The sequence below is a fragment of the Enterococcus eurekensis genome (assembly GCF_042654605.1).
Classification (GTDB): Bacteria; Bacillota; Bacilli; order Lactobacillales; family Enterococcaceae; genus Enterococcus_I; species Enterococcus_I eurekensis.
Window position 1 is genome coordinate 32,704 of the sequence record NZ_JBHSGT010000020.1, and the last position, 25,774, is coordinate 58,477.

Consider the following 25,774-nt stretch of genomic DNA (forward strand, 5'->3'; position numbering starts at 1 on the left):
AAACCAGTTGGAATTTTTATTTTTTTCTGCTAGGATGACTGTAACCAATAAAATAATCATAAGGAGCGCTAAATGATAGAGATGAATCCAGAACCAATCCGTATTGATAAAAGAATTCCTTGGGACCAATATTTTATGGCTCAAGCTGTATTGTTATCCTTAAGAAGTACTTGTACACGATTAGAAGTAGGTGCGACATTAGTTAAAGATAAACGCATTATCGCTGGTGGTTATAACGGTTCTGTTAGTGGTGATCATCATTGTATTGATGAAGGTTGCTATATTGTCGATGGACACTGTGTTCGTACGATTCACGCGGAAATCAATGCCTTATTACAATGTTCTCGTCTAGGTGTTTCAACTGATAATGCTGAAATCTACGTGACACATTTTCCTTGTTTACAATGTACAAAGTCCATCCTTCAAGCAGGAATTAAAAAAATCCATTATTTAAACGATTACCGAAACAATGAGTATGCGAAGGCGTTAATCGAACAAGTTGGTGTTGATGTTCACCAAGTCAAGCTAGATGCTGAATACTTTGAAAAGCTTTCGTTCGGTCGCCTAGAGGATCTTAATGGATAAACGTTGGAAAAACCAACTGATCTTTCCAATTCTGATCGCTACAAGCCTGCTTTACGCAGTTATTTTACAACAAATGATATTGCTCTTTATTGCTAGTTATTTTTTTATCACTATTTGCTACAAAAAACAGGTAACTCTGGGGTTACTTAGTTTTTTTGTAGCTTTTTTATTTTTGGTGAATTTTTATATCAGAATTGAAGAGCAGCCTATCACTAATCAAGAAATAACTATAGAGCTGACAATTTATCCGGATACGATAAAATTGAACAACGATTTTGTGACACTTGAAGGAAAGACAAAGCAAGGAAATATCTATGCGCAATATGCTGTGAAAAATACAGAAGAAGTTATTGAATGGCAGAAACGAACGAATTGGCAAAAAGTTATTCGGGTGCAAGGAAAATATAAAAACAGTCAATCCGCCCGAAACAAGCATGGTTTTGATCGTGCTTGGTACGAATTTTCAAATAATAAAATTGGCACGTTTCAAATTGAGAAGATTTTAGCAAAGAAGGACGAAAATTACCGATTTTCAGGGAGGAAAATACGTGCTCAAGCGATTGATTGGGTAGAAACAACTTTCTTTGGCAAAACAGCAACGTATATTAAGGCGTTATTACTAGGTTATCGTGATCAAGAATTTCAAGAGATACGAAAAGCGTACTCGAGTAGTGGAATTTTACATCTATTTAGTATTTCCGGAATGCATATTTCGATTTTTTTCGGTTGGTGTTTCTATTTATTCCGACGCAGTCTCTTAACTATAGAGGAATTTTCTGGGCCGTTTATTCTACTAATGTTTTTCGCGGTCATCTTATTTGGTCAAGGTTTGAGTATTTGGCGGGGGATGCTGATGTACCTGATTCAATTTGTCTTTAGAGCGAAACAGATTCATTGGTCTGCGCTCGATCAGTTTTCTTTAATGCTTTTTCTTTTATTATTGATTGAACCTAAATCGTTGATCCAAACGTCTGGTGTTCTTTCAATTCTTTTAGCTTTAATTATTTTATTGAGTCAAGAACAACAAAAGAATTCCTTTTTATATAGTCTAGAAATTAGTTTTTTAGCTAGTCCAATTTTAATGTTTTATTTTTTTGAAATTCCTTTACTCGGAGGAGTACTAACGGCGTTAATTGCACCATTTTTTAGCTTGTTATTGCTTCCGAGTTTCGTTTTGATTTGTTTGTTGGCGGCTATGCAAGTACCTGTTACGGGGCTTAATTCATGGTTCAATCAAGTCTTAGCTTTTTTTGAATCTATTTTACAATTTTCTGAGAAGTTTGTGGTTATTACGGGGAAAATTGGGCTATCAATCGTGTTTTTTTTGTTAATTATTGGTTTATTAGCCTATCAATCAAAAAGGTGGAAATATTGGTATTTTGGCTTATTGCTTTTTTATTTACTTATCCCTCGTTTTCCACTGTATTCTTCGGTAAGCTTTGTTGATGTCGGTCAAGGAGACAGTATTGTTATCCAAAGTTTTGGTAATCAAGAAGTTTATGTAATTGATACTGGTGGTAAGATGAACTTTGGGGATGAAGAAGAAAAGGGAGAAGCCAATGCAATGTATACGGTAGTACCATTTTTAAAAGGAGAGGGAATTCGAAAAATTGACGGTCTTTTTTTGACGCACGGCGATTTTGATCACGCGGGCGATTTGGAAACAATTTTAGAAGAATTTCAAGTCAAAAAATTATATCTGTCTAGCGGAATGTTACAACATAAGAATATGGTAAACCTTGATAAGAAATTGCTGAAAAAAGTAAAAATAGTTGAATTAGCACAAGGTGAGCGCGTTGGGAACAAAATTACGTTTGAAATTCTTGCCCCAATCAAAACAGGCATTGGGGAAAACAAAGATTCTCTCGTCTTACAGACAACTATGAATAGGATTAAATTTTTATTTATGGGTGATTTAGAAGCAGAAGGAGAGGGACAACTTTTACGGGATTATCCAGATATTCAGGCCGATGTCGTCAAGTTGGGGCATCATGGGAGTCGAACATCCAGTACCAAACTATTCTTACAGGCAATCGGTGCGAAACAAGGGGTTATTTCTTGTGGCGTAAATAACCATTTTAATCATCCTCATCCAGAAGTGTTAGCAAATTTGAACCAGCATCAGGTTCGAGTTTTTCGAACCGATCAAGAGGGAATGATTCGTTATATTTGGCATCAACCAAACAAACTCCCAAAAATAAAAAGAGAGCTAGTCAATCCGAGTTCTTCGTGATAGGATAAAAAGGGCAATAGTAGGAAAGGAGCTCGAATTGACCAAATGAATGCACAAACAGCAATACAACAAATTAAACAGAAACCTTTAAAAAACATCTACTTTGTTTTAGGAACTGAGATGTTTTTACAAGAACAAGTTCGAGAGGCCTTTTTAGCACGTCTAAATATCGAAGAAAATGATTTAAACTTTAGTCAATTTGATTTAAAAGAAACGCCTGTTAGCCAACTTTTACTAGAAGTGGAATCAAGTCCTTTTTTTGGTGATCACCGTCTCGTTTTTGCGGAAAATCCTTTCTTTTTAACGACTGAAAAACCTAAAAATGCACCCGAAAATGATTTAGAAGAATTAATTAAATATCTCGAAAATCCATTAGAGACGACTATTTTAGTTTTTTGGATCAATACTGAGAAGATGGATGAGCGCAAAAAGGTTACGAAACGCTTGAAAAAATCAGCAGAATTAATCGATGTACAACCCATGAAAGAAGCAGATGTACGCCGTTATTTACAACAGACAATTACAAACGATCAACTGACATTCTCAAGAGAAGCGTTTGATTTATTCTTTTTCTTAACCGATGCCTCCTTATCAAAAGCCATGCAAGAATTAACAAAAATTCGACTGTATGCTGGCGAAAACCGACAAATTTCAAAAGAAATTGTGCAGGCCCTTGTACCAAAATCTTTGGAACAAAACGTTTTTGATTTAACGGCTAGTGTCCTTGAAGGCAGGGCGCAAGAAGCCTTACGGTTATACGATGATTTACTCGTTCAAGGAGAAGAAACGATTAAGATAAATGCCATATTAATGAGTCAAATTCGTTTGTTATTACAAGTACGTTTATTACAAAATATTGGACAACAACAAGGTACGATTGCTGAAGTGCTAAAAGTACATTCGTTTCGCGTAAAATTAGCGATGCAACAAGCTCGTAAGTTTGAGATTAAAACATTGGCCCAACTATACGATGAATTAATTGAAAATGATTTTAAAATTAAAACTGGGCAGATGGACAAAGAGCTGATTTTTCAACTTTTTGTCTTAAAGACTAGTCAATTAATTCGTAAATAAAAAAACAAAAAAGACAATCTAACGATAAGTAAGATTGTCTTTTTTATTATTTAGCGATTTTTTTGCTTAGGCGAGACTTGTCGCGGTTTGCTTTGTTTTTGTGAACTAGGCCTTTAGTTTCAGCCATGTCAATTGCTTTAACAGCTGCTTGATGTAAATCAGCTACGTTATCAGCTCCAGCTTCAACTGCTTGTTCAAATTTCTTAACAGCAGTACGCATTGCGCTTAATTGAGATGAGTTTAGCGCGTTAGCATTTTCATTTGTGCGAACACGTTTGATTGCAGATTCGATGTTTGGCATTTATTTCACCTCCGATAATTAAAGTTTCTTATACGAAAAACGTATAAATCAACATTAATTATTATACCTAATGGAAAGAAGCATTGCAATAGTTGTTGTAAAGAATTTTTACTTAACACGAAATAACTTATTTTTGACTGAATTTTTGTGAATAAAGTACTATGAATCGCATAACTAACTATGCTATGATGTAAATTGAAAAATACAACATGGTGGTGTTAAATTTGAATGTGGCTTTAATTGTGACAGTCATTTTAGTTATGGGTGTTATCTTTGTCAATGGTTGGACCGATGCGCCAAATGCGATTGCAACGGCAGTATCAACACGTGTCTTGAAACCGAATACAGCAATTTGGATTGCGGTGGTGATGAATTTTCTGGGTGCGTTAGTAATGACATTTTTTAATGCGCAAGTAGCAGAAACGATTAGTAATATCGTATCATTTGATAGCCAAGGGATTCAATCAGCTCAAATAGCCCTTGCTGCATCTTTATTTGCAATAGTGGTCTGGGCAGTTGCTGCCTGGTACTTTGGTATTCCAACAAGTGAATCACATGCTTTAATCGCTGGTTTAACGGGAGCAGCAATGGCTTTAGGTGGACTTGGAGCGGTTAACATGGGAGAATGGAAAAAAGTCTTAATCGGTTTAGTTGTTTCAACTGTTTTAGGTTTTGGTGGTGGTTTTGTGATTACTAAAATCTTAGTAGCAATTTTCCAGCATGTTCCTAGAAGAAAAGCGAATAAATTCTTCCACTACGGACAAGCAAGTGCAGCTGCTGCGAATGCGTTTTTGCATGGTGCACAAGATGGTCAAAAGTTTATGGGTGTGTTTATGCTAGCATTATTTTACAATAATTTAGCTGAAAAAAGTGGGAATGGCTTTGTGATTCCGCTATGGGTGATGGCACTATCTTCAATTACGATGGGAATTGGAACATCTGTTGGTGGAATGCGGATTATCAAGTCGGTTGGGATGGATATGGTTAAACTCGAAACATATCAAGGATTTTCGGCAGATTTATCTGCTGCAATTTGTTTATTCTTAGCCTCTGTCCTTGGAATACCTGTTTCGACGACGCATACAAAAACAACCGCAATCATGGGTGTAGGTGCCTCTAAGCGGCTATCCAGTGTCGACTGGAAGATTGTTAAAGAAATGATCTTTGCTTGGGTAATGACTTTCCCAGGCTGCGGTTTGATTGCTTATGGCATGGCAAAATTATTTATATCAATATTTTAGGGGGATAATAAAATGGCTAGAAAAAAACAGTATGATTATTTCCATACAATGGAATTATTAGCAAAAAATGCTCACTCAGGTGCGGAGCATTTAGAAAAAATCATCAAAAATTATAATCCAGCAACACTTGAAAGTGATTCAGCAATCATTCATCAACTTGAAAAAGAAAATGATGCATTGATTGATGAATTAACCAATGAACTTTATGATGCATTTATTACACCGATTGATCGCGAAGATATTTTAATCATTTCGGAGCGTTTGGACAATATTATCGATGGTATTAATGCAATGACTTATCTTTTTGAGAATTTAGTTGTTATGGAAATTCGTCCGGGTGCTGAAATTTTTGCGGAACATGTCAACCATGCGGTTAAAGGGGTACATTTTGCAATTTTAGAATTCCCTAAATTTAAAAATTCTAAGAAAATGAAACAATTGATTTTGGAAGTGAATCAAATTGAATCAGAAGCAGATTTATTATATAGTCGTTTAAAACATGAATTGTTTAGCAATGAAAAAGATCCAATTGAAATTATTAAGTGGAAAGAAATTTTGGATCGTTTTGAACAAATCGTAAATGAGTGTGAGATTTCTGTTGATGTTATTGATGGAATGATTATTAAAAATACATAAAATATACACAATACAAAAAAAGTCGTTTCGCTCAAAGCAAGACGACTTTTTTATATTAAATAAACCAATAGGCGAGTAAAATAAAGCCTAAGATAACACGATACCAACCAAATGCTGAGAAATCATTTTTCTTAATATAATTCATCAAGAAACGAATGGCTAAGATTGAAACAATAAATGATACAACCGTTCCCGTTAATAAAATGATTGTCGCATTTAAATCAAAACTATTGCCACCTGCTAAAAACTTAACAATTTTTAGTAAACTGGCACCAAACATTGTTGGAATTCCTAAGAAGAAGGAGAATTCTGCTGATACAAAACGAGAGCCTCCGATTAAAATGGCCCCTAAGATTGTTGCGCCTGAGCGTGATGTACCAGGGATTAAAGCTAGCACTTGGAAAAAACCAACCATTAAAGCAAATTGATAGGTAATTTGATTTAAATCGGTCATTTTAGGTTCTCTTGTCCGATTTCGTTTTTCAACAACAATAAAGCCAATACCATAAATAATAAGCATCAATGCTACAGGTACAAAGTGATGAAATTTGGCTTCTAACCAATCATCCAAAGGTAATCCAATAATTGCTGAAGGGATAATCGCAACAATTACTTTAAACCATAAGGACCAGGTGTTTTTATTTTCTTCCTTTGTTTTTGAGGGTGAAAAAGGATTCAGTTTGTTAAAATAGAGCACAACAACCGCCATGATTGCTCCCAGTTGAATGACGACATTGAACATCGACATAAATTCGGGTGTTTGATTCAATTTAATAAATTCATCGGCTAAGATTAGATGTCCAGTACTACTAATTGGTAACCATTCGGTAATTCCCTCAATGATACCTAAGAGGATGGCTTTAAGTAATTCAATAAATTCCATGATTTCATTCCTTCCTTTAAATAAATAATCACAAAATCAAGTATACCGTTTCTATTTTTAAATACCAAGCATTTTCCAAAAAAAATAAGCTAGTCGTTAGATAGCTTATTTTTTCTTAATAAATTATTCAGCGATTGTTTCGCCTTTTTGGAAATATTGACGATCGGCAACTTCTTCAATTGAAAAGATGCCATTCTCGTAAGTTAAGCGCGTAACCGAACCGTTGTCGATATCAATTCGAACATTGTTCTCTTCATTAATCAGATGCAATAATAGGGCAATTGTAAGGCCGTGAGAGACGACAAGGACTTTACCACCACCATTTTTTTCAACACGGTGAGCAATGTCTTCAATCCCAGTTCGGATTCGATATGAAAGTTGTTCGTATGTTTCTGCCCAATTAGCTGTATCGGCAGAATAAACGGCATTACAAATATCTTCAAAAGTTGTTCGTTTGGCAATCATTTCATCGTAAGAAGCGAAATCTAAAACGCGAGGGATGACACCCCACATTTCAGCATCATAACCACCTTCTAAAGAACCAAAACACCATTCGCGAATGCGTTTATCTAAATGGTAAGGAATTTTTGGCCCATTTTCTAATTCACTCAAAATAATTCGTGTTGTTTCGATAGCTCGTCCACTATCACTTGAATAAGCTGCTACAAAATCATGATCTCTCAAGCCACGACCAAGCGCATGGATTCGTTGTGTACCTTCTACGGTTAAAGGAGTATCACACCAACCTTGCACGCGTTGAATCGCATTAAACATTGTTTTCCCATGTCGCACGACGTATAGTTCTGTTTTTGTCATTTTTTATTCCTCGATTCTTTTTATATTATCGATTAAAAAAAGGGTTTGTTGCTTTTTCAAAGCCGATTGTTGTCGCCTCACCGTGACCAGGATAAACAGCATAGTGGTCGGGAAGGGTGAAGAGTTCGGTTTTAATACTTGTTAAAAGTTGTTCTAAATTACCGGTGTATAAGTCTGTTCGTCCAATACTTCCTTTAAAAAGAGCATCGCCACTTACTACAAAGTCCTCAAAAACAAAACTGACACTACCATGAGAGTGGCCCGGTGTCGCGACTACACGGAATGAAAAGTTGCCGATAGAATATTCTTTCAGCTCAAATTCATGTTCAGCCGGACGAACAATTAAACCGCCCATTTCAGGGTGACGACTCGATAAATTTAAAAGTGGCTTGCCTAGCCAATCATTTTCTAATGGGCTTACAAAGACTGGAATCGAGTAATAATCGCGAAGCGCATCGACCGCACCAATGTGGTCGTAGTGAGTATGAGTTAATAAAATACTAATCGGTTTAGCTTGCGTTTTTTCGATTTGATTAATTAATAGTTGTGGATCTGCACCAGGATCAATAATTAACAATTCATCGTTATTCCAGATAATATAACAATTTTCTTGAATTGGTCCTGTTGGGATTTGTTGAATTTGCATAAATAACCTCCTGTAAACGTTCTTACTTTAGTATAACCTAGATAAAGTTGATTGACAAAATAAGAATATCAAAAAAACTGTGACAATTTCACTTTCAAACTCGTTAATAAGAGTAGGAGGTGAGAAGATGGAGATTAACGAACTGATTCACTTAATGAAAGAACAAAAGATTCTATATATTTTATCGCTTTTATCAGTAGCAATGATGATTGATTTTTTGAGTGGGGTACTAGCGGCCAAAATGAATCATGAAATACTTTCAAAAAAAGGAATTAACGGCATCATTCGAAAAATAGCTAGCATGATTTTACTCGTGTTTTTCCTGCCAGTTGCTTTGATTATTCCAGGAAAAACAGGAATCGTTTTACTAACCGTTTTATACTTAGGTTATCTTGGGATGGAGATTCAATCCATTCTAGAAAATTATCAAAAAATGGGGATTCCGATTGCTTTATTCCAAACGTTTCTTAAACAGTTACAGCAACTATTTTCCAAGAAAGATTAAGTCTTTTAAAAATCTTTAAATCAAGCTATATGATTATAGCTGTATCGGCTATAATGATAACTTGAAGAAGGTGATTCATTTGCGTAGAGGAAAAATATCTGTCCGCGATTTAGTTGAATTTGTTTTACGATCGGGTGATATTGATAATCGTAGAACAAGCCCCCATAACGCTCAAGAGGGTGCGCGAATTCATCGGAAATTGCAAAAAGAAGCCGGAGAAGAGTACCAAAGAGAAGTCTTTTTAAAAACTAATTATACTTTTGCAAATGACTCAATTCAAATTGAAGGCCGAGCAGATGGCATCTTTCAAAAAGAAGATTCATGGGTCATAGATGAAATTAAGACGTCAGCCAGTGCTTTTGAAGAGCTTGAACCTGCTAAAAAGGAACTTTTCTTTGCTCAAGGTATGGTCTATGCATATATTTATACATTACAAAACGAGTTAGATAGCATTAAAGTGCGACTAACGTACTTTCAAACGACTACGGAGCAAATAACTTATGAGACACGAGATTTCACAGCGGAAGATTTAAGTAGTTTTTTAGAAAATTTAATGACGGAATACAGCAGATGGTTGCTCTTTCAAGATAATTGGCGACGTGTTCGCAATACGTCTTTAGAGCGATTAATGTTCCCCTACGAAAACTATCGCAAAGGCCAACGCGAGTTAGCAGTCGTTGCGTATAAAGCTTTAAAAACTCAAAAAAAACTTTTTGCTGAAGCACCGACTGGAACTGGAAAAACGATTTCGACGTTGTTCCCTGCTTTAAAAGTACTAGGGGAGGAACAAGCCGAACGTATTTTTTATTTAACCGCAAAAACGATTACTCGCTCGGTCGCTGAAGATGCATTTAAAGTTTTACAAGAAAAAGGGGCCGATTTAAAAAGTGTCACGCTAACCGCTAAAGATAAAATTTGCTTTTTAGATGAGCGACTTTGTAATCCAATTGATTGTCGTTACGCTAACGGTTATTATGATCGCATTAATGAGGCGCTCTGGGATTTGCTACATCATGAAAATCAAATGACCCGTGAGGTAATTGAAAGCTATGCTCGTAAACATACAATTTGTCCTTTTGAGTTATCGCTAGATGTGAGTTTGTTTTGTGACTTAATCATTGCTGACTATAATTATGTATTTGATCCGATTGTATACTTACGTCGTTTTTTTGATGAAAATGAATCAGAATCGTATTTCTTAGTCGATGAAGCGCATAATCTGATTAACCGTTCAAGAGAGATGTATTCAGCAAGTGTTACGGATCAACTGTTCGTTAAACTAACTGCGCTAATTCCCAAAAGAAAACGAAAAACGCATAAAATTTTAGCTAAGATTATTTCAGAATTTGATTTGTTAAAAGAACGTAGTGAACGAGAAGGCTGGCGCTTTAAGCATCAACAATTACCAGCTGAAAGCTTGATTAATCTCATTTTTCAATTAGTCGAGCAAATTCAGGAATTGTTAATTGATGAAAAAGATGGTCATCAAAAAAATCAAATTTTACCGCATTACTTTGAGTGCATTCGTTTTCTAAAAATGAGTGAATTCTATGATGATTCTTATGAAACAACCATTGAAATTAGTTTATATCAAATTAAAATCAAACAATTTTGTATGAATCCATCCAAATTTTTAGAAAACACCTTAAATAAAGGTAAGGGAAGCTTGTTGTTTTCAGCAAGTTTAAGTCCACTTGATTATTATCAAAATAGTCTTGGGGGTGGAGAAGAACCTTTTGCTTATCGTGTTGGCAGTCCGTTTCCAATGACTAATCAAGCAATTCTCGTGGCCAATTATATTCAAACGACTTATCAAAAAAGAGCCGATAGTTTAATGCAAATCGTCGAGGCGATTCATATGATGATTGAAGCTAAAACGGGCAACTATTTAGTCTTTTTTTCATCGTATCAATATTTAGATCAAGTCGCTGATTTATTCAAAGAGATATATCCAGATGTTCAGACATTGATTCAAGAAACCAATATGAACGAAGCCGAAAGGGAAACCTTTTTAAATCGATTTGTTGTTAATCCGACACAAACACTCGTTGGTTTTTGTGTTCTAGGTGGGATTTTCTCTGAAGGAATTGATTTGCGAGGGGATCGTTTAATTGGAACGGCAATTGTTGGTGTAGGACTACCACAAGTTAACCCTGAGCAGGAGTTAATCAAAGATTACTTTAGCAACGAGAATAATCGAGGGTTTGAGTACGCCTATCAATTACCTGGCATGAATAAGGTTTTACAAGCTGCGGGGCGAGTGATTCGTGATGCAACCGACCAAGGTGTTGTGTTGCTATTAGATACACGGTTTAACACGTCACGTTATCGAAGCTTATTCCCGCAACATTGGCAACATCATCAAGTGTTATATCAACCAAGGCAACTTGAGCAAGCCATCAACCAGTTTTGGCTGGAAAAAGACACAAAAAAACAGGGCGTGTGACAATAAAGTCACGGCCCTGTTTTTTAACGAATGCCTAATGCGATACGTGCATATCTTGACATCCGATCGGTTGTCCATGCTGGATACCATACTAATTTGACATCAACATTTTTAACTTCTTCTAAATCTTCTAATGCATCATGAATATTATCAGTAATCACATCAGCTAAAGGACAACCCATAGTGGTTAAAGTCATTTTAACTAATGTATCACCCGTTTCAGCATCAAATTCTACTTCATATATTAAACCTAGGTTCACAATATCAATCCCAAGTTCAGGGTCAATCACAGTTTCTAATGATGTAACAATACGGTCTTGAATTTCTTGAACTTCTTGATCAGTATATTTGGCACTCACAAAAAAAGCCCCCTTTTATAGTTTCTAGTCCACATCATACTATTTTTTTTCAAACTTGTAAAATTAGAAATTTAACGTTTAGAGACTTTAATGTCTGGATAGATACCTGTTGCCTTAAAATGGCGGGTTTCATCATCATTGGCGAAGCGACCTAGGATGGAATGAGTTGGTAAAATATTAATAAAAGCATTAGGGTCCATCTCAAGTGTTGCTTGTTCTAAATCATAAAGCTCGTAGCGGGTAATCACAATCATAATCGTGCTACTTGGTAAGCCAGAAAAGCCTCCGACTGAAGGGAGTAGGGTCATTCCTCTAAATAAGCGTTCAGAGATGTTTTTTCCAACTTTTTCGGCATGTGTGGTAACAATCATCGCGGTAATCTTTTGATGACTCGTATGCATTAAATCAACCACACGGCTCATCGCATATAAAGAAATTACAGTGAATAGTGCACTTTCGATTGAGAAAATACTGGCTGCGATTAAAATAATTAAGCCATTTAAAGCCAGCATGTAACTACCGACAGTTTTTCCCGTCATTTTAGAAAAAATAAGGGAAATAATATCCATTCCACCAGTCGTAAAGCCCATTTTAAGTGAAAGTCCAACACCAGCACCAATTAAAACGCCCCCAACAATTGCGTTTAATAAAATGTTATCCGAAACGGCGCCTTCAGGAATAAGCATTGTCGCTAGGGAAATCCCCATTACATTAATTAAACTGAAAATTGTCGCATCTTTACCTAGCTTGATAAAACTTAAAATAAAAACAGGAATATTATAAATTAAAATTAGCGCTCCTAAGCTAAGGTGAATTCCTAATTGGGCATCGGCTACGGCAACCGTAATTTGCGAAACACCGTTTAAGCCTGCTGAAAGTACATTAGCAGGGGCTAAAAAGAAATTCATTCCGATACCATTTGCAATAGCAGTTAGGATTACGGCACCAACTTTTTTTACTAATTCAATTTGAGGGTTTTGTTTCATTTATTTACATTCATCCTTTCATTTCATGATATCCGAACTTAGGATATCAGTTTCTAGTTAGAAAAGAAAGAACATCCTTAAAAAATTTGGTATAATGAAATAAATAATTTACTAGGAGGCGCATAATGGCAAAAGATGCAAGTTTTGATGTAGTTTCAGAAATGAATATGGAAGAAGTAAAAAATGCTATTCAAATGACAACGAAAGAATTAAAAAATCGTTTTGATTTTAAAGGTTCGACGGTTGAGATTACAATGGAAAATAAAAAAATGACGGTCTTAGGTGACGATGATTTTAAAGTCGAACAAATCAAAGATGTGTTATTTGGAAAATTAGTTAAACGCGGGGTTCCAATTAAAAACATCCATTTTGGTGAAACGCAGCATTCGTTAGGTTCAAAAGCGCGTCAAACAGCAGAGTTGATTAGCGGTATCGATCGTGAGAATAGTAAAAAAATTACGACTGCAATTAAAAATTCAAAAATCAAGGTGAAAACACAAATTCAAGAAGATCAAATTCGAGTAACTGGGAAAAATCGTGATGATTTACAAGAAACGATTCAACTTTTACGTAAATTAGATTTACCAATTGAACTACAATTTACCAACTATCGTTAATTTATGAAACACTATGGAGCCATTCGTAGTGTTCTTTTTCTATCATCCGAGGAGGTAAGAATGAAATTTCAACAAGCGACACTCAGTGATTTACCAAGGTTGACTAAAATTATGACCGAAGCGATTGAATTATTAAAAAAACAAGGATCTCCGCAATGGCAAAATGGGCATGGACCAACAGCTGAAAAATTAACCGAAGATATTCAAAAACACCGGACGTATATCCTAAAAACAGCTGATGATGAGATCGCCGGAACCATTGCACTCATTCCAGGGATCGATCCTGCATATACAGCGATAACTGAAGGAAAGTGGCAAGGCGATGCAAAATATTTGGCCTTTCATAAAGTCGCCATTAACCAACAGTTTCGCGGACAAAAAATAGCTGCCAAACTACTAGAAGCAGCCGTTCATGAAGCTATTAATTTGGGGATTCAAGATTTACGAATTGATACACATGAATTAAATCTTGGAATGCAAAAAGTAATCAAAGAGACTGGATTTGATTATTGTGGCGTAGTTCACTTTCCTATACCTGACGGGAAACGCTTAGCTTATCAAAAAATTGTTTAAAAAAACGGGATTTCCTAGAAAGGCGATCCCGTTTTTTTCGTATCTATATATGCAACCATCTTTAATGAATCCGCTATCATATTCTTTGTTGTGCTCAAAGGATTATGATATAATTAGAGAAAGATTAGAAAAATGGAGGGTATGTTATGAAAAAAAGTCAGACATTACAAAAAGCCCTTTCCTTACTAACGACCGCATTATTAATTTTTGCTTATGTAACACCTGTTTTGGCAACAACCAATGCTGATGTTGCGCAAGCAGAAACGGAGTCTATTGTCTTAGATGAAGCAGTAGCGGAAAACAGTGAGGAAGTCGCACCCATTGAGCCAGTTGAATCACAAGAACCGATTCCTTCTAGCGTACCTGATATCGTGGAAGAATCGGAGCCTCCTATCGTAGATTCTTCAAGTCAAACAGAAATAAATACAACAGAGGAGAGTTTAGAAACCACCGCAGAGTCAACAGAAACCGTTGAATCAACTACTACTGAAACTACAACAGAAGAGTCGGGAAATTCATCCGAACCAAGCACGTCCACATCTGAAAGCCCAAATACTAGTACAAGTTCATCAACTGAGGAGTCATCAAGTAGTACGACGGATACATCTCAAACAAGTTCAAGTTCAACGAGCGATTTATCAACTGAATCCTCTGAAGTCGAATCAAGTTCATCAGAAGATTCATCGACTAGTTTATCTGAACAAACAACAGATAGCGAAGCGGATGACTCAGAAAGTAGTTCAGAAAGTTCTCAGACTTTAGAAGGAAGTGGCAGTCAATCATCCAATGAAGAAAGCCAGAAAGAACCGTCCAAAGAAACGCAATCACAACATCTAGGCCACACTTTACCACAAGGATCATTTCCTTCAGTTGGGACGGTCTTAGATGCACAATTAGCCTCTCAGAACTTTATTGAGTCAAATTTAAATGGTTTTGAGTTACCAATGTTAAAGAGCTACCAAAATAAACAAGACGCAGCAATTGTTTACGCTGCTTTGAGTCATCTAAACAAGCCTTATGATGTAGCAGGAAAAGGACCAGAATCTTTTAACAATCTAAATTTCCCACGCTATTTGTATCATGAACTTTTTAGTGTGGAGCTATCCGAAAGCTTTGATGAACTCATCCAATTTGGAGCAAAAACAGAAGTCAATAAAGTCCGTCCGGGTGATTTGCTTGTGTGGGAAAAAGAGCAAAAAGTAGCCATTTATTTGGGACAAAATAAGTTTATTATGGCTGACGATACGTTAAGTAAAGAACAAGCCCGAAACAAAGAACTTCTGCCTGAAATTAAGACAGAGGATCAAGAAGCGATTCCTGGTGTTCGGATTTTCACTTTACATTTAGATGCTCTCGAAGAAGAATTACCCGAAGAACAAGACTTACTGACGCGCTATGATTTTATTCGTACACCTGATTTTAGTGTTAATCGACCAAGCAATTGGCAATTAAATAGCTATGGTCAAAAGCAATTAGACCTTTATCCAGTAACTTTTGATTTTCAAGAGAATCCACAAACCAGCGCATTTATTGAATCAATTGGTGAATACGCTCGAGACTTAGGTTTAAAGTATGATGTCTTTGCTTCTGTTTTGATTGCTCAAGGGATTTTAGAAAGTGGTTCGGGTTCGAGCGGCCTATCAAGAGCGCCTTATTACAATGTTTTCGGGATTAAAGGCAGCTCAGGTGGCGCCTCCGTTCAATTACCGACAATGGAGGACAATGGAAAAGGGGAGTTATACGGCATTAATGCCGCCTTTCGAGTTTATCCAAGTTACGAGAAATCACTTGAAGATTATGTCTCTTTGATTCGTTCAGGGATTTCGGGAAATAAAAACTTTTATCGTCAAGTATGGCGTTCAGAAGCGCAGAACTACTTAAAAGCGACACGGGAATTAACGGGGAAATATGCAACTGATACCCATTACAACAATAAGCTCAATTCAATTATTGCGGCTTATAACTTAACCCGTTTTGATAAACCTAGAGCAACTCTCAGCAATGAAATGATGAGTTTTCATCAGATTCCTGCCGTCTATCGAGAGAAGATTCGATTCCCAGAGTATAATGGCCAAAATTATAACACCTCAGGTTCATATGGATCTGACCAATGTACTTGGTATGTCTTTAACCGCGTGAAGCAATTAGGAGGTAGCGTTGGTGATTTTATGGGAAATGGTGCGGATTGGCGTGATACTGGTGATCGTGAGGGCTATGTTACTTCCGGCGTTCCTAGAGTGGGGTATGTCGTTAGCTTCAAACAAGGTGTTGCAGGCTATCACCCATTATACGGACATGTTGCCTTCGTTGAGGCTGTCAGCGATGATGGGATTTTAATTTCAGAAGGAGATGCTTCTTACATTAATTATCGTGTGATTCCAAATGAAATTGCTCTTTCAAGTGGTGTTGGATATGTTGCCCCTAAATAAGCGAAAAAAAGAGGATTGAATCTTCATAGAACTATTGATAATATAGTCATGAAGGATGGTGCACAATGAAAAAACGTTTACGCAAAAAGAAAATTTATAAAAAATATATTCAAGATATTTTTAAGGGCTACGAAAGCATGTTAGAAAATCCTGAATTGAAAGAATTAGAATTTAGTTACTTAAAAGAGACGACAGTTTTAAAACGTGATGAGAATCAACAGATTCGCTTCAGAACTTTTGATCAAGAATAATATAAAAAGAGATTGGTTGTTTTATTCGAAAAGAAGAGCAACCAGTCCCTTTTTTTATAAAAAAAATGATACACTAGAGATAGAAAAACGTTAAGGAGGAGATAAGATGGACACAGAAAAAGAGCAAACGGTAACCGATTCAACTGAAAAGGTACAAGATTTATCTTTTGATGATATAAAAAGGGTTGCCGCCGATAATATTAGCGCTTTGCTTAAAGACCTGCAAGATTTTGAAACAGCGATTAAAGAAGAAAATATTCAAGATATTTATCGAATTTATAATGGACGTTTAAACAAAGAATTGCGCCAAAATTCTAATCAAAATCATGAGATTGATGAATTGTTAGCTAGTAAAATTCACGAGAGTCTGATTAATGTGTTTCCCTTTATGCATCAAATGAAAAAAGAGGATGCGACAATTTTCTATTATCAAATTGATCAATATTATCGTCAAAGACCTACTGTGTATCTCGATTCTAGTATTCCTGAACTTTATATTTTGCCAAATGTCTTAGAGGAATGGCGCAATCCCCAAACGACTTCTAAAGAGGAAATTGCTGCCTTAGAAGTTAAAATGGATGAAATTGAAGCTAAAAAAATAAACGCTAAAATTGCAATTGATCAACTGGATGCAAAGCTTCATGAATTGAAAACAGAACAAAACAATATTGAGCAAAATAAAGGTTTCTTTAATCGTGGAAAAGTGGATGAGGATTTGGAAGCCATCCATATTAAACAAAAACAATTACAAGAGCAACGCTTAAAATGGTTGCCTTATTTGACAACCGATAATTCTCAAGTCCATTTAGAAAAAGAGGCACTTTTACGCGAATATGAAGATAAACGTCTGCAAAGAGCAATCATTACTAAAGAGCTAAGACTGATTAACAAACATTTTGGTTCAGTTGAGCAGATGGTAGAAAAAATTGATGCGTTTTTAGTCGGTTACTTAGCTGGTGAAGGGGTTGAGTCCAATGGAAGATAAAGACTTACAAACAAGCACAACCAATTATTCAGATCCGTATTTAACAACAAAAGAAAATTACAAATTAGAAATTGACACGTGGATTAGCGATGCGGAAGCAGAGCTAGCGGATTTATACTTGCGGAAAAAAATCTTAGAAGCTGATTTCTCAACGTTGTTAGAGCAATATAAGTGTTATATTTTAGCGGATGAAAAGATTTCCACAATTGCCAAGACAAATTTAATTACTTATTTTTCGTATGATTTATTAAAACCATTTAAATCCGTTGGTCTGGAACAAACAGAGCACTATAACACGTGGGAAACAAGACACTTTTATACCGCATACCAACTCGATGAACAAAAAAATCTCGTTTTTTATTTCAAACTGAAAGTCGTTGATGAACGTTTTGTCGTTGACTATTTACCTTTGATTACCTTGAACGTTGCGGAAATGACGGTCAAAATTAATGATAAACACGTTCGAACATTGATTTCTTTGTGGTATTCCGATAAGTTTTTGTCCCGTAGCCAATTGTCTTTATTTAACCAAGATATCAATGAGTTATTGAAATATTTTAAATCATGCGGTTTTGAAGTGTTACCAAGCTTATTAGATAATACGCAAGCTTTATCCTTACGTGTTGTCAGTAATTTCCCTGTTAGTCAAACAACGCTAGATCGAATTTTTATTACAGCAATGGAGAACGAAGAATACGATTTTGAATTGCTTGGAGAAGAAACGTATCAAGTATTGTTAAATCAAGAACAAAATATGATTATTTACCGGCAAGCTGAGCAAACGGAGCTTTTTATTGATTCCAATAATCGTCGTCGTTCGATTTTAGATTTTGCGACAAGTTATCCATTCTTAGTGCCGTTATTTGTTAAAGGAAATACCTAGATGTCTGAAGATAATTTGCAAGAAGAGATTGATTTTTGGGACGATTTTGCACTCGAATATACCCAGATTCAAAATGAATCGGCACTCAATATTGTATCGGATGTCGGTAATTACTTAGCCAAGCAAATACCGATGAAGACCGAGACGTTAGTGGATTTGGCCGGAGGCAGTGGTAAGTTTTTGCCTGTATTATATCCGCTAACATCGAACTATTTATTAGTTGATTTTTCGAAAGAAATGATTGCACTGGCTCAAAAAAAATATCCAATAGAAAAAAATGGTTTTATAATAAGTGAACAAAATCGATTTTTAGCCCAATCCGCCAGTCAGACGTACGATATTTTGTTTTCAGCAATGAATCCAGCAATTCGAACAAAAAAGGATTTAAATGAAATCATCCGTGTGACGAAACAAAAAGTTTATCTGTTAAGAGTTATCCAAGAGGAGGACGCGCTATTTGGTCCTTTCGAAGAGCCGAGTCAAGATTGGGATCTGATGGCGCAGTATAAAAATTGGCTAGATTTGCCTTATCAAAGTCATTTTTTTACCTATCAACTGGAGGAAGTTATTACTAAAGTTTTTTTTGAGGCTTATTTCGAGGATGATTTGTCACCTAAAATACTCGAAATGGCAGTAGAAAAATTTTTCTCAACCAAAACAATAGCGATTAATCGAAAAACCATCACTTTTGAATTGTTAAGTATTAATGTAAATAGCTGAAAGGAGGGGCGTACATGAAAATTACTCAACTATTAACTAAAAATCAAGAAGTCCAATTCATGGTGTTTGAATACTTGCTTTACCATGACGTCCCGATTTCGTTAAAAGAGCTTGAACAAGCAATTCATGTTTCTTTACCTACGCTACAAAAAGAATTGTTAAGTTTACAAGTTGAATTAACGTCATATGATCAACAGGCAAAACTCGTGCGTGATCAAAATGATTTTTATGAGCTAAAGTTACCGAATCATTTTTCAGTGAAAGATTTTTTGACCAACTATTTACAGAAATCATTAGATTATCAGCTTTTTTTATCAGTATTTTATCAAAAAAATATTTCGATTACGAAAATGATAATGGATTTACAAGTCAGTGAATCTTCCATTTTTCGTCGTTTTAAAGCGATTAATCAACTTTTAGCCGAATTTGATGTACAAATAAAAAATAAAAACATTATTGGTTCCGAAAAACAAATTCGCTATTTCTTTTTTCATTTTTTTTGGCATAGTCATTCTTATCAATATATTCAACAAAATTTTGATAAAAAGAATAGCCAACATTTGATTCAAATTATTGAAGCGCTTTTTGAACGTAAATTTACATCTAGGGAATTTTGGAAGTTAGTTGTTTGGTTTAATATTATGGAGCATCGCTTTGATTATCACGAAGACCAAGTCCAAGAGTTCCCAACGGATTTTTTACAGCTATTAGAAGAAGATTTGATGTTTCAAAAATTGAAAAACATTTTAGCGCGTTTTTTAAGCCGCTTTGCGTATCAATCCTTTGAAGATGAAACCATTTATCTTTATTTATTTTTGCTTTCAGAAGGGATTTATGTTCCTCAAGCAAAAGAATCGAGTTTAATTAAAAATATTTATGAATCAAGCCAACTCGTACAGCAACAAATTTTAGGTGAGAACCGTATGACAGATAAAGGAGAAGAATTTCTCTTTATCTTACATTGTACGGCCACTTTTTATCGCGGAAGTTTTGAAGAGGAAATGACGTTGTCTCGACATTACGCCTTATCGGACATTTCACCTGAGAGATTAGATAAATGTATGTCGATTGTTGAAAAGCGTCTTGCTCGTCATCTGACAAACACACAGTGGAAGATTCTCGACTTTCACTACGGCTTGATTTATGATATGTTTCATAAACAAGAAAAAAAACAACAAAGAATCGGAATTGTGATGGAAGCAAATCTGGAATCAGAATACTATTTAAGTCATTTGAAAAAAAGTCTACAAACGTATGATAACATCCATGTAGAAGAGGCGATTGAAGGGGTCTATTATCATCTATTATTGGTTAATGAATTCGTCGATGTTAAACTATATACTTGGGAAACATCGATGATTATTACCGAGCGCTATACACCGCATGAAATTAGACGAGTGAAAGAGTTATTAATCAAGAATAAGGCAATTGAAGGAGAATGACTGTGAGAGTATTGATAATAGGCGGCTCCCATGGGGGAATTGCAACTGCAAGCCATTTAAAAAAAATTAATCCTTCCGTGGAAGTGATTATTATTGAACAATCGAGTGTGGTTGGCTATATCGGAAGTAGTTTAAATTTATATTTAGAAAAATATGTCGAGCATTTGGAAGACTGCCGGACAACGAGTCCTAGTGAACTACTCACGATGGGAATTAACGTGATGATTAATACCAGAGTGACCAAAGTCGTGCCTGATAAAAAACAAATTGAAATCGTGATGAAAGATGAAGCAGTTGTCATTAAAGACGTTCTTAGCTATGACTATTTAGTTCTAGCAATGGGATCTAGCCAATATCAGACAAGTTTTTCAGAGGAAGCACAGTCCAAGATTACCAATTATAAAAGTCTTCCCCAGGCTAAGGCGGCAGCTGAAACGTTAGAAAATTGTCAGAAAGTCGTGATTATTGGTGCTGGATTAATTGGTTTTGAATTAGCCGAATCTCTAAGTCGCTTAAATAAGCAAGTGATTTTACTTGATCGTATGAACCGCAGTCTCTTTCGTTACTTTGATGATGAGATTACTTCGATTTTATTAAAGGAATTACCAGAAAATGTTGAACTGTATTTAAATAGTAACGTTCAAAAAATTGAAGTTGATGCTAATCGAAAATTCAAACAAGTTGTGATTAATCGTGATACGGTCATTACCGGTGATGCGTTAATCTATGCGATTAATCCACGACCAAATATTGAGTTAATTGCGGATTTAATTGACTTAAATCACGATGGTACGATTAAGACGAATGAATACATGCAAACTTCTGACCCGGCGATTTATGCTGTGGGGGATTTAGTCTCGGTTTGTTTCAGCCAAACAAATACTTCTAGTTATATCCCGCTCGTAACAAATGCCTATCGTACCGGTATTATCGCTGCTACGAATATTTTATTAGATGTCAAAATTCCTTTTCCAACCGTTCAACGGACCGTCGTTAGCCAATTGTTTTCACATTACTTAGGTAGTACAGGGATTAATGAGAGTGAGGCACCGTACTTTGGTTTTGATGTTCTTAGCGTATCCAAGACCTATCGACAGTCATCCCTTATCCAATCGGATCCCTATTTTGAAATTACTTTAAAATTTGTTTTTGAACGAAACACGAAAGAGTTGCTCGGTGCTCAGTTACTAGCAAATCATGAATCGACGCTTGAATTAATTAACACGTTATCAGCTTTAGTCACAAAGCATACGACACTCGATCAAATTTTAACGATGGATTTTTACTTTAATCCCAAGTTCTCAAATCCACTTCATTTCTTTAATGATTTGGCTTTAGAGGGTATTTTAAAACTAAATAAATAAACAAAAGAGCAAAATGTCAAAGATTTTGCTCTTTTTTGCTGTTTTTATTGATTTTCTTTTCATTTTTTAATAAAAGTGATTGATATTTTTCAGAAAATAACATACACTGTTCGAGAGAATGAGAATCATTCTCAATAGAGGGAGGAAGGAGTCTCATATGAAAAGAAGCTATCTTGTCCTTTTGTTATTTGTATTGACGATAATTTCATTGTTTGTCGGTGTCCATAGTGTATCTCTTGCTGGACTACTTACGGGAGATAAAGTTCAACAGATGTTATTTCTGAAAACCAGAATTCCGCGTACCGTTAGTTTAATTTTAGCTGGGGGAATGATTAGTGTCAGCGGCAAGATTATGCAACATTTAATGCAAAATAAATTTGTGTCTGCAGGTACAATTGGTATGATGGATAGCGCCCAATTTGGTATTTTGTTGGTTATGTTGTTCTTTCCAAATAGTTCGATTTTAGGCCGTTCGACGGCGGCGTTCATCTTTTCATATATAGGTGTCCTTTTGTTTTTAAACTTAAGTAAGATTTTGCCTAAAGGAGACCCAATGATTTTGCCGCTAACAGGCGTGATGTTTGGAAATATTATTGGTGCAATCGCCACTTTTTTTGCGTATCAATTTCAATTAGTTCAAAATGTTTCTTCTTGGTTACAAGGAAATTTTGCGACAGTGATGCAAGGCGAATATGAGTTAATCTATTTAACCATTCCTGTTTTTATTATTTTATATTTTTTGGGTTATCAGATTACAATTGCCGGACTTGGTTCGGAATTAGCAACAAATCTTGGTCTGAACCATCAACGTCTTCAATGGATTGTCTTTGCCCTGGTAGCACTAGGTAGTAGCTCCGTTTTAATTATGGTCGGTAATATTCCGTTTTTAGGAGTAGTTGTACCAAACTTAGTCTCATTATTCTTTGGAGATCATTTAAAGAATACGATGGGATTGACGGCTATCCTAGGAAGTATTTTCTTAATTATCTGTGATATTTTAGCCCGTGTAATCATCGCACCATATGAAATTCCTGTCAGCGTCGTTGTCGGCGTGATCGGTGGAGCCTTATTTTTACTATTACTAACAAGGAGGAAGATTCGATGAGACAAACATCCTATCGCGTTAAAATCCTTAGTTTAGTTGTTCTTTGTATTTTTTTTATCGGACTTTACTTAACGTATCAAACGTACGGAAATTGGAGTTTTTCTTTTGCCATACGTGGAAAAAAGGTTCTAGCTTTTATATTAGTTGCCTTAGCCACTTCCGTCAGTACGATTTCGTTTCAAACGTTGACGCGTAATCAATTTTTGACACCTGGAATTTTAGGCTTAGATAATTTCTATATTTTAATTCAAACACTGCTTTTCTTCTTTGTCGGTGGGGTTCAAATGCTGGCTCAAGAATCAATTTGGATGTTTTTAGCCAATATTTTATTAATGACTATTTTTAGTGTCATTTTTCTACTGTACTTTATGGAAAAAGCTACCGGAAACTTATTCTTATTACTGATGGTTGGAATGGTTTCAGGAACAATGTTTTCGAGTTTAAGTACCTTTTTACAAGTTTTAATGGATCCAAATGAATATGATTTGTTACAAGGCAAGCTCTTTGCTAGTTTTAGTAACGTCAATAGTTATCATTTAATTATTGCGACGTTGATTATTTTATTAGCAGTTGGCTATTTGTGGTATGTTGCACCAGAACTAAATATTTTATTATTAGGAAATGACCCAGCGATTAATCTAGGAGTTTCCCTACATCAATTTCAAAAGAAGGCACTGATTGCGATTGTTTTATTAACAGGTGTCGCAACTGCTCTAGTCGGGCCTACAATTTTCTTAGGTTTTATCGTAGCCACGATTAGCTATCGTATTTTTAATACGTATCGCCACCATCAATTGTTCCTCGGTAGCTTTTTAATAGGAGTGACCTTATTAATTTGTGGACAGTTTTTAGTCGAACAAGTTTTTAAATGGAATACAACAATTAGTGTGGTTATCCAGTTTATTGGAGGCATCTTCTTTGTAGGAAAGATTATTGCAGAAAGGAAAAAAGCATGATCAAAGCAGAAAATATCTCGAAAAAATATGAGGAAAAAGCCATTTTAGAGGCAATTGATATTGAATTACCAAAAGAGCAGTTAATTGCTTTTATTGGTCCAAATGGCGCAGGAAAGAGCACATTCTTATCGCTGATTAGTCGCTTACAAGCCCAATCATCGGGTGATATTTATTTAGATCATGAAGAAATCCGTAATTGGAAATCAAAAGACTTGGCCAAGAAATTAGCCATTTTAAAACAAAGTAATGGTGTGCAATTAAATATTTCTGTTTATGATCTTGTTTCTTTTGGTCGTTTCCCATATAACCGCGGGAAATTAACCGCTGAAGATCATGAGATTGTCCAAACAGCTTTAGAACAAATGGAATTAGTCACATTTAAGGATTCTTCGATACATGAACTATCCGGCGGACAACTACAACGTGTCTATATCGCAATGATTTTAGCTCAAGACACGGATTATATTTTATTAGATGAACCATTGAACAATTTAGATTTAAATCATGCCAATCAAATGATGCACTTACTAAAAAAACTAGTAAAAGAGCATAAGAAAACCATTGTCATTGTTTTACATGATATTAATTTCGCAGCAGGTTTTGCTGATTATATCGTCGCCATGAAAGACGGGAAAATTTTCTCTCAAGGTGAGACCGATATTGTGATTCAACCAGAAGTTTTAAATCGTTTATTTGGAATGAACGTTAAAGTTTGCGAAGTGGAAGGCAAACGCTTTTGTATGTATTTTCACTAAAAATTAGGAGGGAAATTGATGAAAAAAGTCATTTTAAGTAGTTTAATTATTTTTACGTTAGGTTTAGCCGCATGTGGGAACACTGGTACTGAAAGTACGGACGGTAGCGAGGGTAATCATTCTTCGGAAGTCGTGCAAAAGGATATAACCATTACCGATGCTAACGGAGAAATTACTGTACCTTATCAACCAAAAAAAGTGGTTGTTTTTGATAATAGCGCGTTAGATACGATAAATACGCTTGGCTTAGGCGATGTTGTAGTCGGTGCACCAACAAGCAATTTACCAAGCTTTTTATCTGATTTTAAATCAATCGAATCAGCCGGTGGGATTAAAGAGCCTGATCTTGAAAAAATTAACCAAATGCAACCAGACTTAATTATTATTTCCGGACGCCAACGTGATTTCTTACCTGATTTAGAAAAAATTGCTCCAACGATTTTCTTTGAAGTTGATAGTACAGACACGTGGAATTCGATTCAACACAACGCATTAGCGATTGGTCAAATTTTTGGTAAAGAAGCCCAAGCCCAAACAGCCTTAGATGAATTAGCGACACAAATTTCAGCTACAAAAGAAAAAGCTGAAGCAAATGATAAGCGTGCTCTAGTTGTGTTAATGAACGAAGGCGAATTGTCAGCTTACGGTAATGGTTCAAGATTCTCAATTGTTCATGATACTTTTGGTTTTAAACAAGCCGATGAAGCAATCGAAGCATCAACGCATGGCCAAAATATTTCTTATGAATATATTTTACAAAAAAATCCGGATGTGATTTTCGTCGTTGACCGCACGAAAGCCGTTGGTGGGGATCAAACAGAAACTTCTTTAGCCGACAATGATTTAGTTAAAGATACGAATGCTGGCAAAAATGGTAAAGTGATTGTTTTAAATTCAGAAGTTTGGTATTTAGCCGGTTCAGGATTAGAGTCGCTAAAAATCATGCTTGATGACGTCAATCAAGCGTTGAAGTAAGCAAAAGA

Annotated in this window: 26 protein-coding genes; 20 read left to right on the plus strand and 6 right to left on the minus strand. The window is 35.6% G+C overall.

What is annotated here, in order from left to right; genetic code table 11:
- Positions 1-72: 72 nt before the first annotated feature.
- The 3 genes from ACFO3L_RS03235 to holA are packed head-to-tail and all read left to right on the plus strand — an operon-like array spanning position 73 to position 3,892.
- On the plus strand, positions 73-585 hold the full coding sequence (locus tag ACFO3L_RS03235; RefSeq protein WP_379963779.1) for a ComE operon protein 2: 513 nt from the start codon (positions 73-75) through the stop codon (positions 583-585).
- Positions 578-2,818, plus strand: coding sequence for a DNA internalization-related competence protein ComEC/Rec2 (locus ACFO3L_RS03240; protein WP_379963781.1), 2,241 nt, complete (start codon positions 578-580; stop codon positions 2,816-2,818). The genes ACFO3L_RS03235 and ACFO3L_RS03240 overlap by 8 nt, the downstream gene beginning before the upstream one ends.
- Before the next feature lie 45 nt (positions 2,819-2,863).
- A complete protein-coding gene (gene holA / locus ACFO3L_RS03245) occupies positions 2,864-3,892 on the plus strand; it encodes a DNA polymerase III subunit delta (protein WP_379963783.1) in 1,029 nt (342 codons plus the stop codon).
- Between the two features lie 46 nt (positions 3,893-3,938).
- Here the strand turns inward: holA and rpsT are convergent, their stop codons facing one another.
- Complete coding sequence (gene rpsT, locus ACFO3L_RS03250) at positions 3,939-4,193, minus strand: 30S ribosomal protein S20 (RefSeq protein ID WP_379963785.1); 255 nt, start codon at positions 4,191-4,193, stop codon at positions 3,939-3,941.
- 209 nt (positions 4,194-4,402) lie between these two features.
- Here rpsT and ACFO3L_RS03255 point away from each other — a divergent pair, with 209 nt between their 5' ends.
- A complete protein-coding gene (locus ACFO3L_RS03255; RefSeq protein ID WP_379963787.1) occupies positions 4,403-5,434 on the plus strand; it encodes an inorganic phosphate transporter in 1,032 nt (343 codons plus the stop codon).
- A 12-nt stretch (positions 5,435-5,446) separates the two neighbouring features.
- Complete coding sequence (locus tag ACFO3L_RS03260) at positions 5,447-6,070, plus strand: DUF47 domain-containing protein (protein ID WP_379963789.1); 624 nt, start codon at positions 5,447-5,449, stop codon at positions 6,068-6,070.
- Between the two features lie 55 nt (positions 6,071-6,125).
- Here ACFO3L_RS03260 and ACFO3L_RS03265 read toward each other — a convergent pair whose 3' ends face one another.
- From ACFO3L_RS03265 to ACFO3L_RS03275, 3 genes are all read right to left on the minus strand, one after another.
- Positions 6,126-6,953 carry an undecaprenyl-diphosphate phosphatase gene (locus ACFO3L_RS03265; RefSeq protein WP_379963791.1) on the minus strand — a complete coding sequence of 276 codons (828 nt, stop codon included), beginning with the start codon at positions 6,951-6,953 and terminating at the stop codon, positions 6,126-6,128.
- A gap of 123 nt (positions 6,954-7,076) precedes the next feature.
- Positions 7,077-7,769 carry a histidine phosphatase family protein gene (locus ACFO3L_RS03270; RefSeq protein ID WP_379963793.1) on the minus strand — a complete coding sequence of 231 codons (693 nt, stop codon included), beginning with the start codon at positions 7,767-7,769 and terminating at the stop codon, positions 7,077-7,079.
- Positions 7,770-7,794: 25 nt separating this feature from the next.
- Entirely contained in the window at positions 7,795-8,415 is a 621-nt protein-coding gene (locus ACFO3L_RS03275) for an MBL fold metallo-hydrolase (protein ID WP_379963795.1), read from the minus strand.
- A 127-nt stretch (positions 8,416-8,542) separates the two neighbouring features.
- Here ACFO3L_RS03275 and ACFO3L_RS03280 point away from each other — a divergent pair, with 127 nt between their 5' ends.
- A complete protein-coding gene (locus ACFO3L_RS03280) occupies positions 8,543-8,920 on the plus strand; it encodes a phage holin family protein (protein WP_379963797.1) in 378 nt (125 codons plus the stop codon).
- Positions 8,921-8,999: 79 nt separating this feature from the next.
- Entirely contained in the window at positions 9,000-11,366 is a 2,367-nt protein-coding gene (locus ACFO3L_RS03285) for an ATP-dependent DNA helicase (protein WP_379963799.1), read from the plus strand.
- 23 nt (positions 11,367-11,389) lie between these two features.
- Here ACFO3L_RS03285 and ACFO3L_RS03290 read toward each other — a convergent pair whose 3' ends face one another.
- Both ACFO3L_RS03290 and ACFO3L_RS03295 read right to left on the minus strand, forming a co-directional pair.
- Positions 11,390-11,725: a metal-sulfur cluster assembly factor gene (locus ACFO3L_RS03290; RefSeq protein WP_379963801.1), complete on the minus strand. Its 336-nt coding sequence runs from the start codon at positions 11,723-11,725 to the stop codon at positions 11,390-11,392.
- Between the two features lie 71 nt (positions 11,726-11,796).
- Positions 11,797-12,711 carry a YitT family protein gene (locus tag ACFO3L_RS03295; RefSeq protein WP_379963803.1) on the minus strand — a complete coding sequence of 305 codons (915 nt, stop codon included), beginning with the start codon at positions 12,709-12,711 and terminating at the stop codon, positions 11,797-11,799.
- A 125-nt stretch (positions 12,712-12,836) separates the two neighbouring features.
- Between ACFO3L_RS03295 and ACFO3L_RS03300 the strand changes: the two genes are divergently transcribed.
- From ACFO3L_RS03300 to ACFO3L_RS03360, 13 genes are all read left to right on the plus strand, one after another.
- Positions 12,837-13,328, plus strand: a complete 492-nt coding sequence (locus tag ACFO3L_RS03300) for a YajQ family cyclic di-GMP-binding protein (RefSeq protein ID WP_379963805.1) — start codon at positions 12,837-12,839, stop codon at positions 13,326-13,328.
- A gap of 60 nt (positions 13,329-13,388) precedes the next feature.
- Positions 13,389-13,901, plus strand: coding sequence for a GNAT family N-acetyltransferase (locus ACFO3L_RS03305; protein ID WP_379963807.1), 513 nt, complete (start codon positions 13,389-13,391; stop codon positions 13,899-13,901).
- 146 nt (positions 13,902-14,047) lie between these two features.
- Complete coding sequence (locus tag ACFO3L_RS03310; RefSeq protein WP_379963809.1) at positions 14,048-16,330, plus strand: glucosaminidase domain-containing protein; 2,283 nt, start codon at positions 14,048-14,050, stop codon at positions 16,328-16,330.
- Between the two features lie 65 nt (positions 16,331-16,395).
- Entirely contained in the window at positions 16,396-16,581 is a 186-nt protein-coding gene (locus tag ACFO3L_RS03315; protein WP_379963811.1) for a hypothetical protein, read from the plus strand.
- A gap of 106 nt (positions 16,582-16,687) precedes the next feature.
- Positions 16,688-17,566 carry a viral A-type inclusion protein gene (locus ACFO3L_RS03320; RefSeq protein ID WP_379963813.1) on the plus strand — a complete coding sequence of 293 codons (879 nt, stop codon included), beginning with the start codon at positions 16,688-16,690 and terminating at the stop codon, positions 17,564-17,566.
- Positions 17,556-18,449, plus strand: a complete 894-nt coding sequence (locus tag ACFO3L_RS03325; protein WP_379963815.1) for a hypothetical protein — start codon at positions 17,556-17,558, stop codon at positions 18,447-18,449. Before ACFO3L_RS03320 ends, ACFO3L_RS03325 begins: the two co-directional genes overlap by 11 nt.
- Positions 18,450-19,169, plus strand: a complete 720-nt coding sequence (locus tag ACFO3L_RS03330) for a methyltransferase domain-containing protein (protein WP_379963817.1) — start codon at positions 18,450-18,452, stop codon at positions 19,167-19,169.
- Between the two features lie 14 nt (positions 19,170-19,183).
- Positions 19,184-20,611 carry a helix-turn-helix domain-containing protein gene (locus tag ACFO3L_RS03335; RefSeq protein WP_379963819.1) on the plus strand — a complete coding sequence of 476 codons (1,428 nt, stop codon included), beginning with the start codon at positions 19,184-19,186 and terminating at the stop codon, positions 20,609-20,611.
- A gap of 2 nt (positions 20,612-20,613) precedes the next feature.
- Positions 20,614-21,975 (plus strand): FAD-dependent oxidoreductase, encoded by a 1,362-nt coding sequence (locus tag ACFO3L_RS03340; RefSeq protein WP_379963821.1) that lies wholly within the window; start codon positions 20,614-20,616, stop codon positions 21,973-21,975.
- A gap of 157 nt (positions 21,976-22,132) precedes the next feature.
- Entirely contained in the window at positions 22,133-23,080 is a 948-nt protein-coding gene (locus ACFO3L_RS03345; RefSeq protein ID WP_379963823.1) for an ABC transporter permease, read from the plus strand.
- Positions 23,077-24,036 carry an iron chelate uptake ABC transporter family permease subunit gene (locus ACFO3L_RS03350; protein WP_379963825.1) on the plus strand — a complete coding sequence of 320 codons (960 nt, stop codon included), beginning with the start codon at positions 23,077-23,079 and terminating at the stop codon, positions 24,034-24,036. Before ACFO3L_RS03345 ends, ACFO3L_RS03350 begins: the two co-directional genes overlap by 4 nt.
- Positions 24,033-24,791, plus strand: coding sequence for an iron ABC transporter ATP-binding protein (locus tag ACFO3L_RS03355; protein WP_379963827.1), 759 nt, complete (start codon positions 24,033-24,035; stop codon positions 24,789-24,791). The genes ACFO3L_RS03350 and ACFO3L_RS03355 overlap by 4 nt, the downstream gene beginning before the upstream one ends.
- An 18-nt stretch (positions 24,792-24,809) precedes the next feature.
- A complete protein-coding gene (locus ACFO3L_RS03360; RefSeq protein ID WP_379963829.1) occupies positions 24,810-25,766 on the plus strand; it encodes a siderophore ABC transporter substrate-binding protein in 957 nt (318 codons plus the stop codon).
- Positions 25,767-25,774: the final 8 nt, after the last annotated feature.

Excerpts from the sequence above, each read along its gene's own strand:
- ACFO3L_RS03310 (WP_379963809.1), top strand. The coding sequence starts at position 14,048 with ATGAAAAAAAGTCAGACATTACAAAAAGCCCTTTCCTTACTAACGACC.
- ACFO3L_RS03335 (WP_379963819.1), top strand. The coding sequence starts at position 19,184 with ATGAAAATTACTCAACTATTAACTAAAAATCAAGAAGTCCAATTCATG.
- ACFO3L_RS03325 (WP_379963815.1), top strand. The coding sequence starts at position 17,556 with ATGGAAGATAAAGACTTACAAACAAGCACAACCAATTATTCAGATCCG.
- ACFO3L_RS03270 (WP_379963793.1), bottom strand. The coding sequence starts at position 7,769 with ATGACAAAAACAGAACTATACGTCGTGCGACATGGGAAAACAATGTTT.
- ACFO3L_RS03355 (WP_379963827.1), top strand. The coding sequence starts at position 24,033 with ATGATCAAAGCAGAAAATATCTCGAAAAAATATGAGGAAAAAGCCATT.
- ACFO3L_RS03315 (WP_379963811.1), top strand. The coding sequence starts at position 16,396 with ATGAAAAAACGTTTACGCAAAAAGAAAATTTATAAAAAATATATTCAA.
- ACFO3L_RS03320 (WP_379963813.1), top strand. The coding sequence starts at position 16,688 with ATGGACACAGAAAAAGAGCAAACGGTAACCGATTCAACTGAAAAGGTA.
- ACFO3L_RS03280 (WP_379963797.1), top strand. The coding sequence starts at position 8,543 with ATGGAGATTAACGAACTGATTCACTTAATGAAAGAACAAAAGATTCTA.
- holA (WP_379963783.1), top strand. The coding sequence starts at position 2,864 with ATGAATGCACAAACAGCAATACAACAAATTAAACAGAAACCTTTAAAA.
- ACFO3L_RS03265 (WP_379963791.1), bottom strand. The coding sequence starts at position 6,953 with ATGGAATTTATTGAATTACTTAAAGCCATCCTCTTAGGTATCATTGAG.
- ACFO3L_RS03300 (WP_379963805.1), top strand. The coding sequence starts at position 12,837 with ATGGCAAAAGATGCAAGTTTTGATGTAGTTTCAGAAATGAATATGGAA.
- ACFO3L_RS03240 (WP_379963781.1), top strand. The coding sequence starts at position 578 with ATGGATAAACGTTGGAAAAACCAACTGATCTTTCCAATTCTGATCGCT.
- ACFO3L_RS03350 (WP_379963825.1), top strand. The coding sequence starts at position 23,077 with ATGAGACAAACATCCTATCGCGTTAAAATCCTTAGTTTAGTTGTTCTT.
- ACFO3L_RS03260 (WP_379963789.1), top strand. The coding sequence starts at position 5,447 with ATGGCTAGAAAAAAACAGTATGATTATTTCCATACAATGGAATTATTA.
- ACFO3L_RS03295 (WP_379963803.1), bottom strand. The coding sequence starts at position 12,711 with ATGAAACAAAACCCTCAAATTGAATTAGTAAAAAAAGTTGGTGCCGTA.
- ACFO3L_RS03235 (WP_379963779.1), top strand. The coding sequence starts at position 73 with ATGATAGAGATGAATCCAGAACCAATCCGTATTGATAAAAGAATTCCT.
- ACFO3L_RS03345 (WP_379963823.1), top strand. The coding sequence starts at position 22,133 with ATGAAAAGAAGCTATCTTGTCCTTTTGTTATTTGTATTGACGATAATT.
- ACFO3L_RS03255 (WP_379963787.1), top strand. The coding sequence starts at position 4,403 with ATGGTGGTGTTAAATTTGAATGTGGCTTTAATTGTGACAGTCATTTTA.
- ACFO3L_RS03305 (WP_379963807.1), top strand. The coding sequence starts at position 13,389 with ATGAAATTTCAACAAGCGACACTCAGTGATTTACCAAGGTTGACTAAA.
- ACFO3L_RS03330 (WP_379963817.1), top strand. The coding sequence starts at position 18,450 with ATGTCTGAAGATAATTTGCAAGAAGAGATTGATTTTTGGGACGATTTT.
- ACFO3L_RS03360 (WP_379963829.1), top strand. The coding sequence starts at position 24,810 with ATGAAAAAAGTCATTTTAAGTAGTTTAATTATTTTTACGTTAGGTTTA.
- rpsT (WP_379963785.1), bottom strand. The coding sequence starts at position 4,193 with ATGCCAAACATCGAATCTGCAATCAAACGTGTTCGCACAAATGAAAAT.
- ACFO3L_RS03275 (WP_379963795.1), bottom strand. The coding sequence starts at position 8,415 with ATGCAAATTCAACAAATCCCAACAGGACCAATTCAAGAAAATTGTTAT.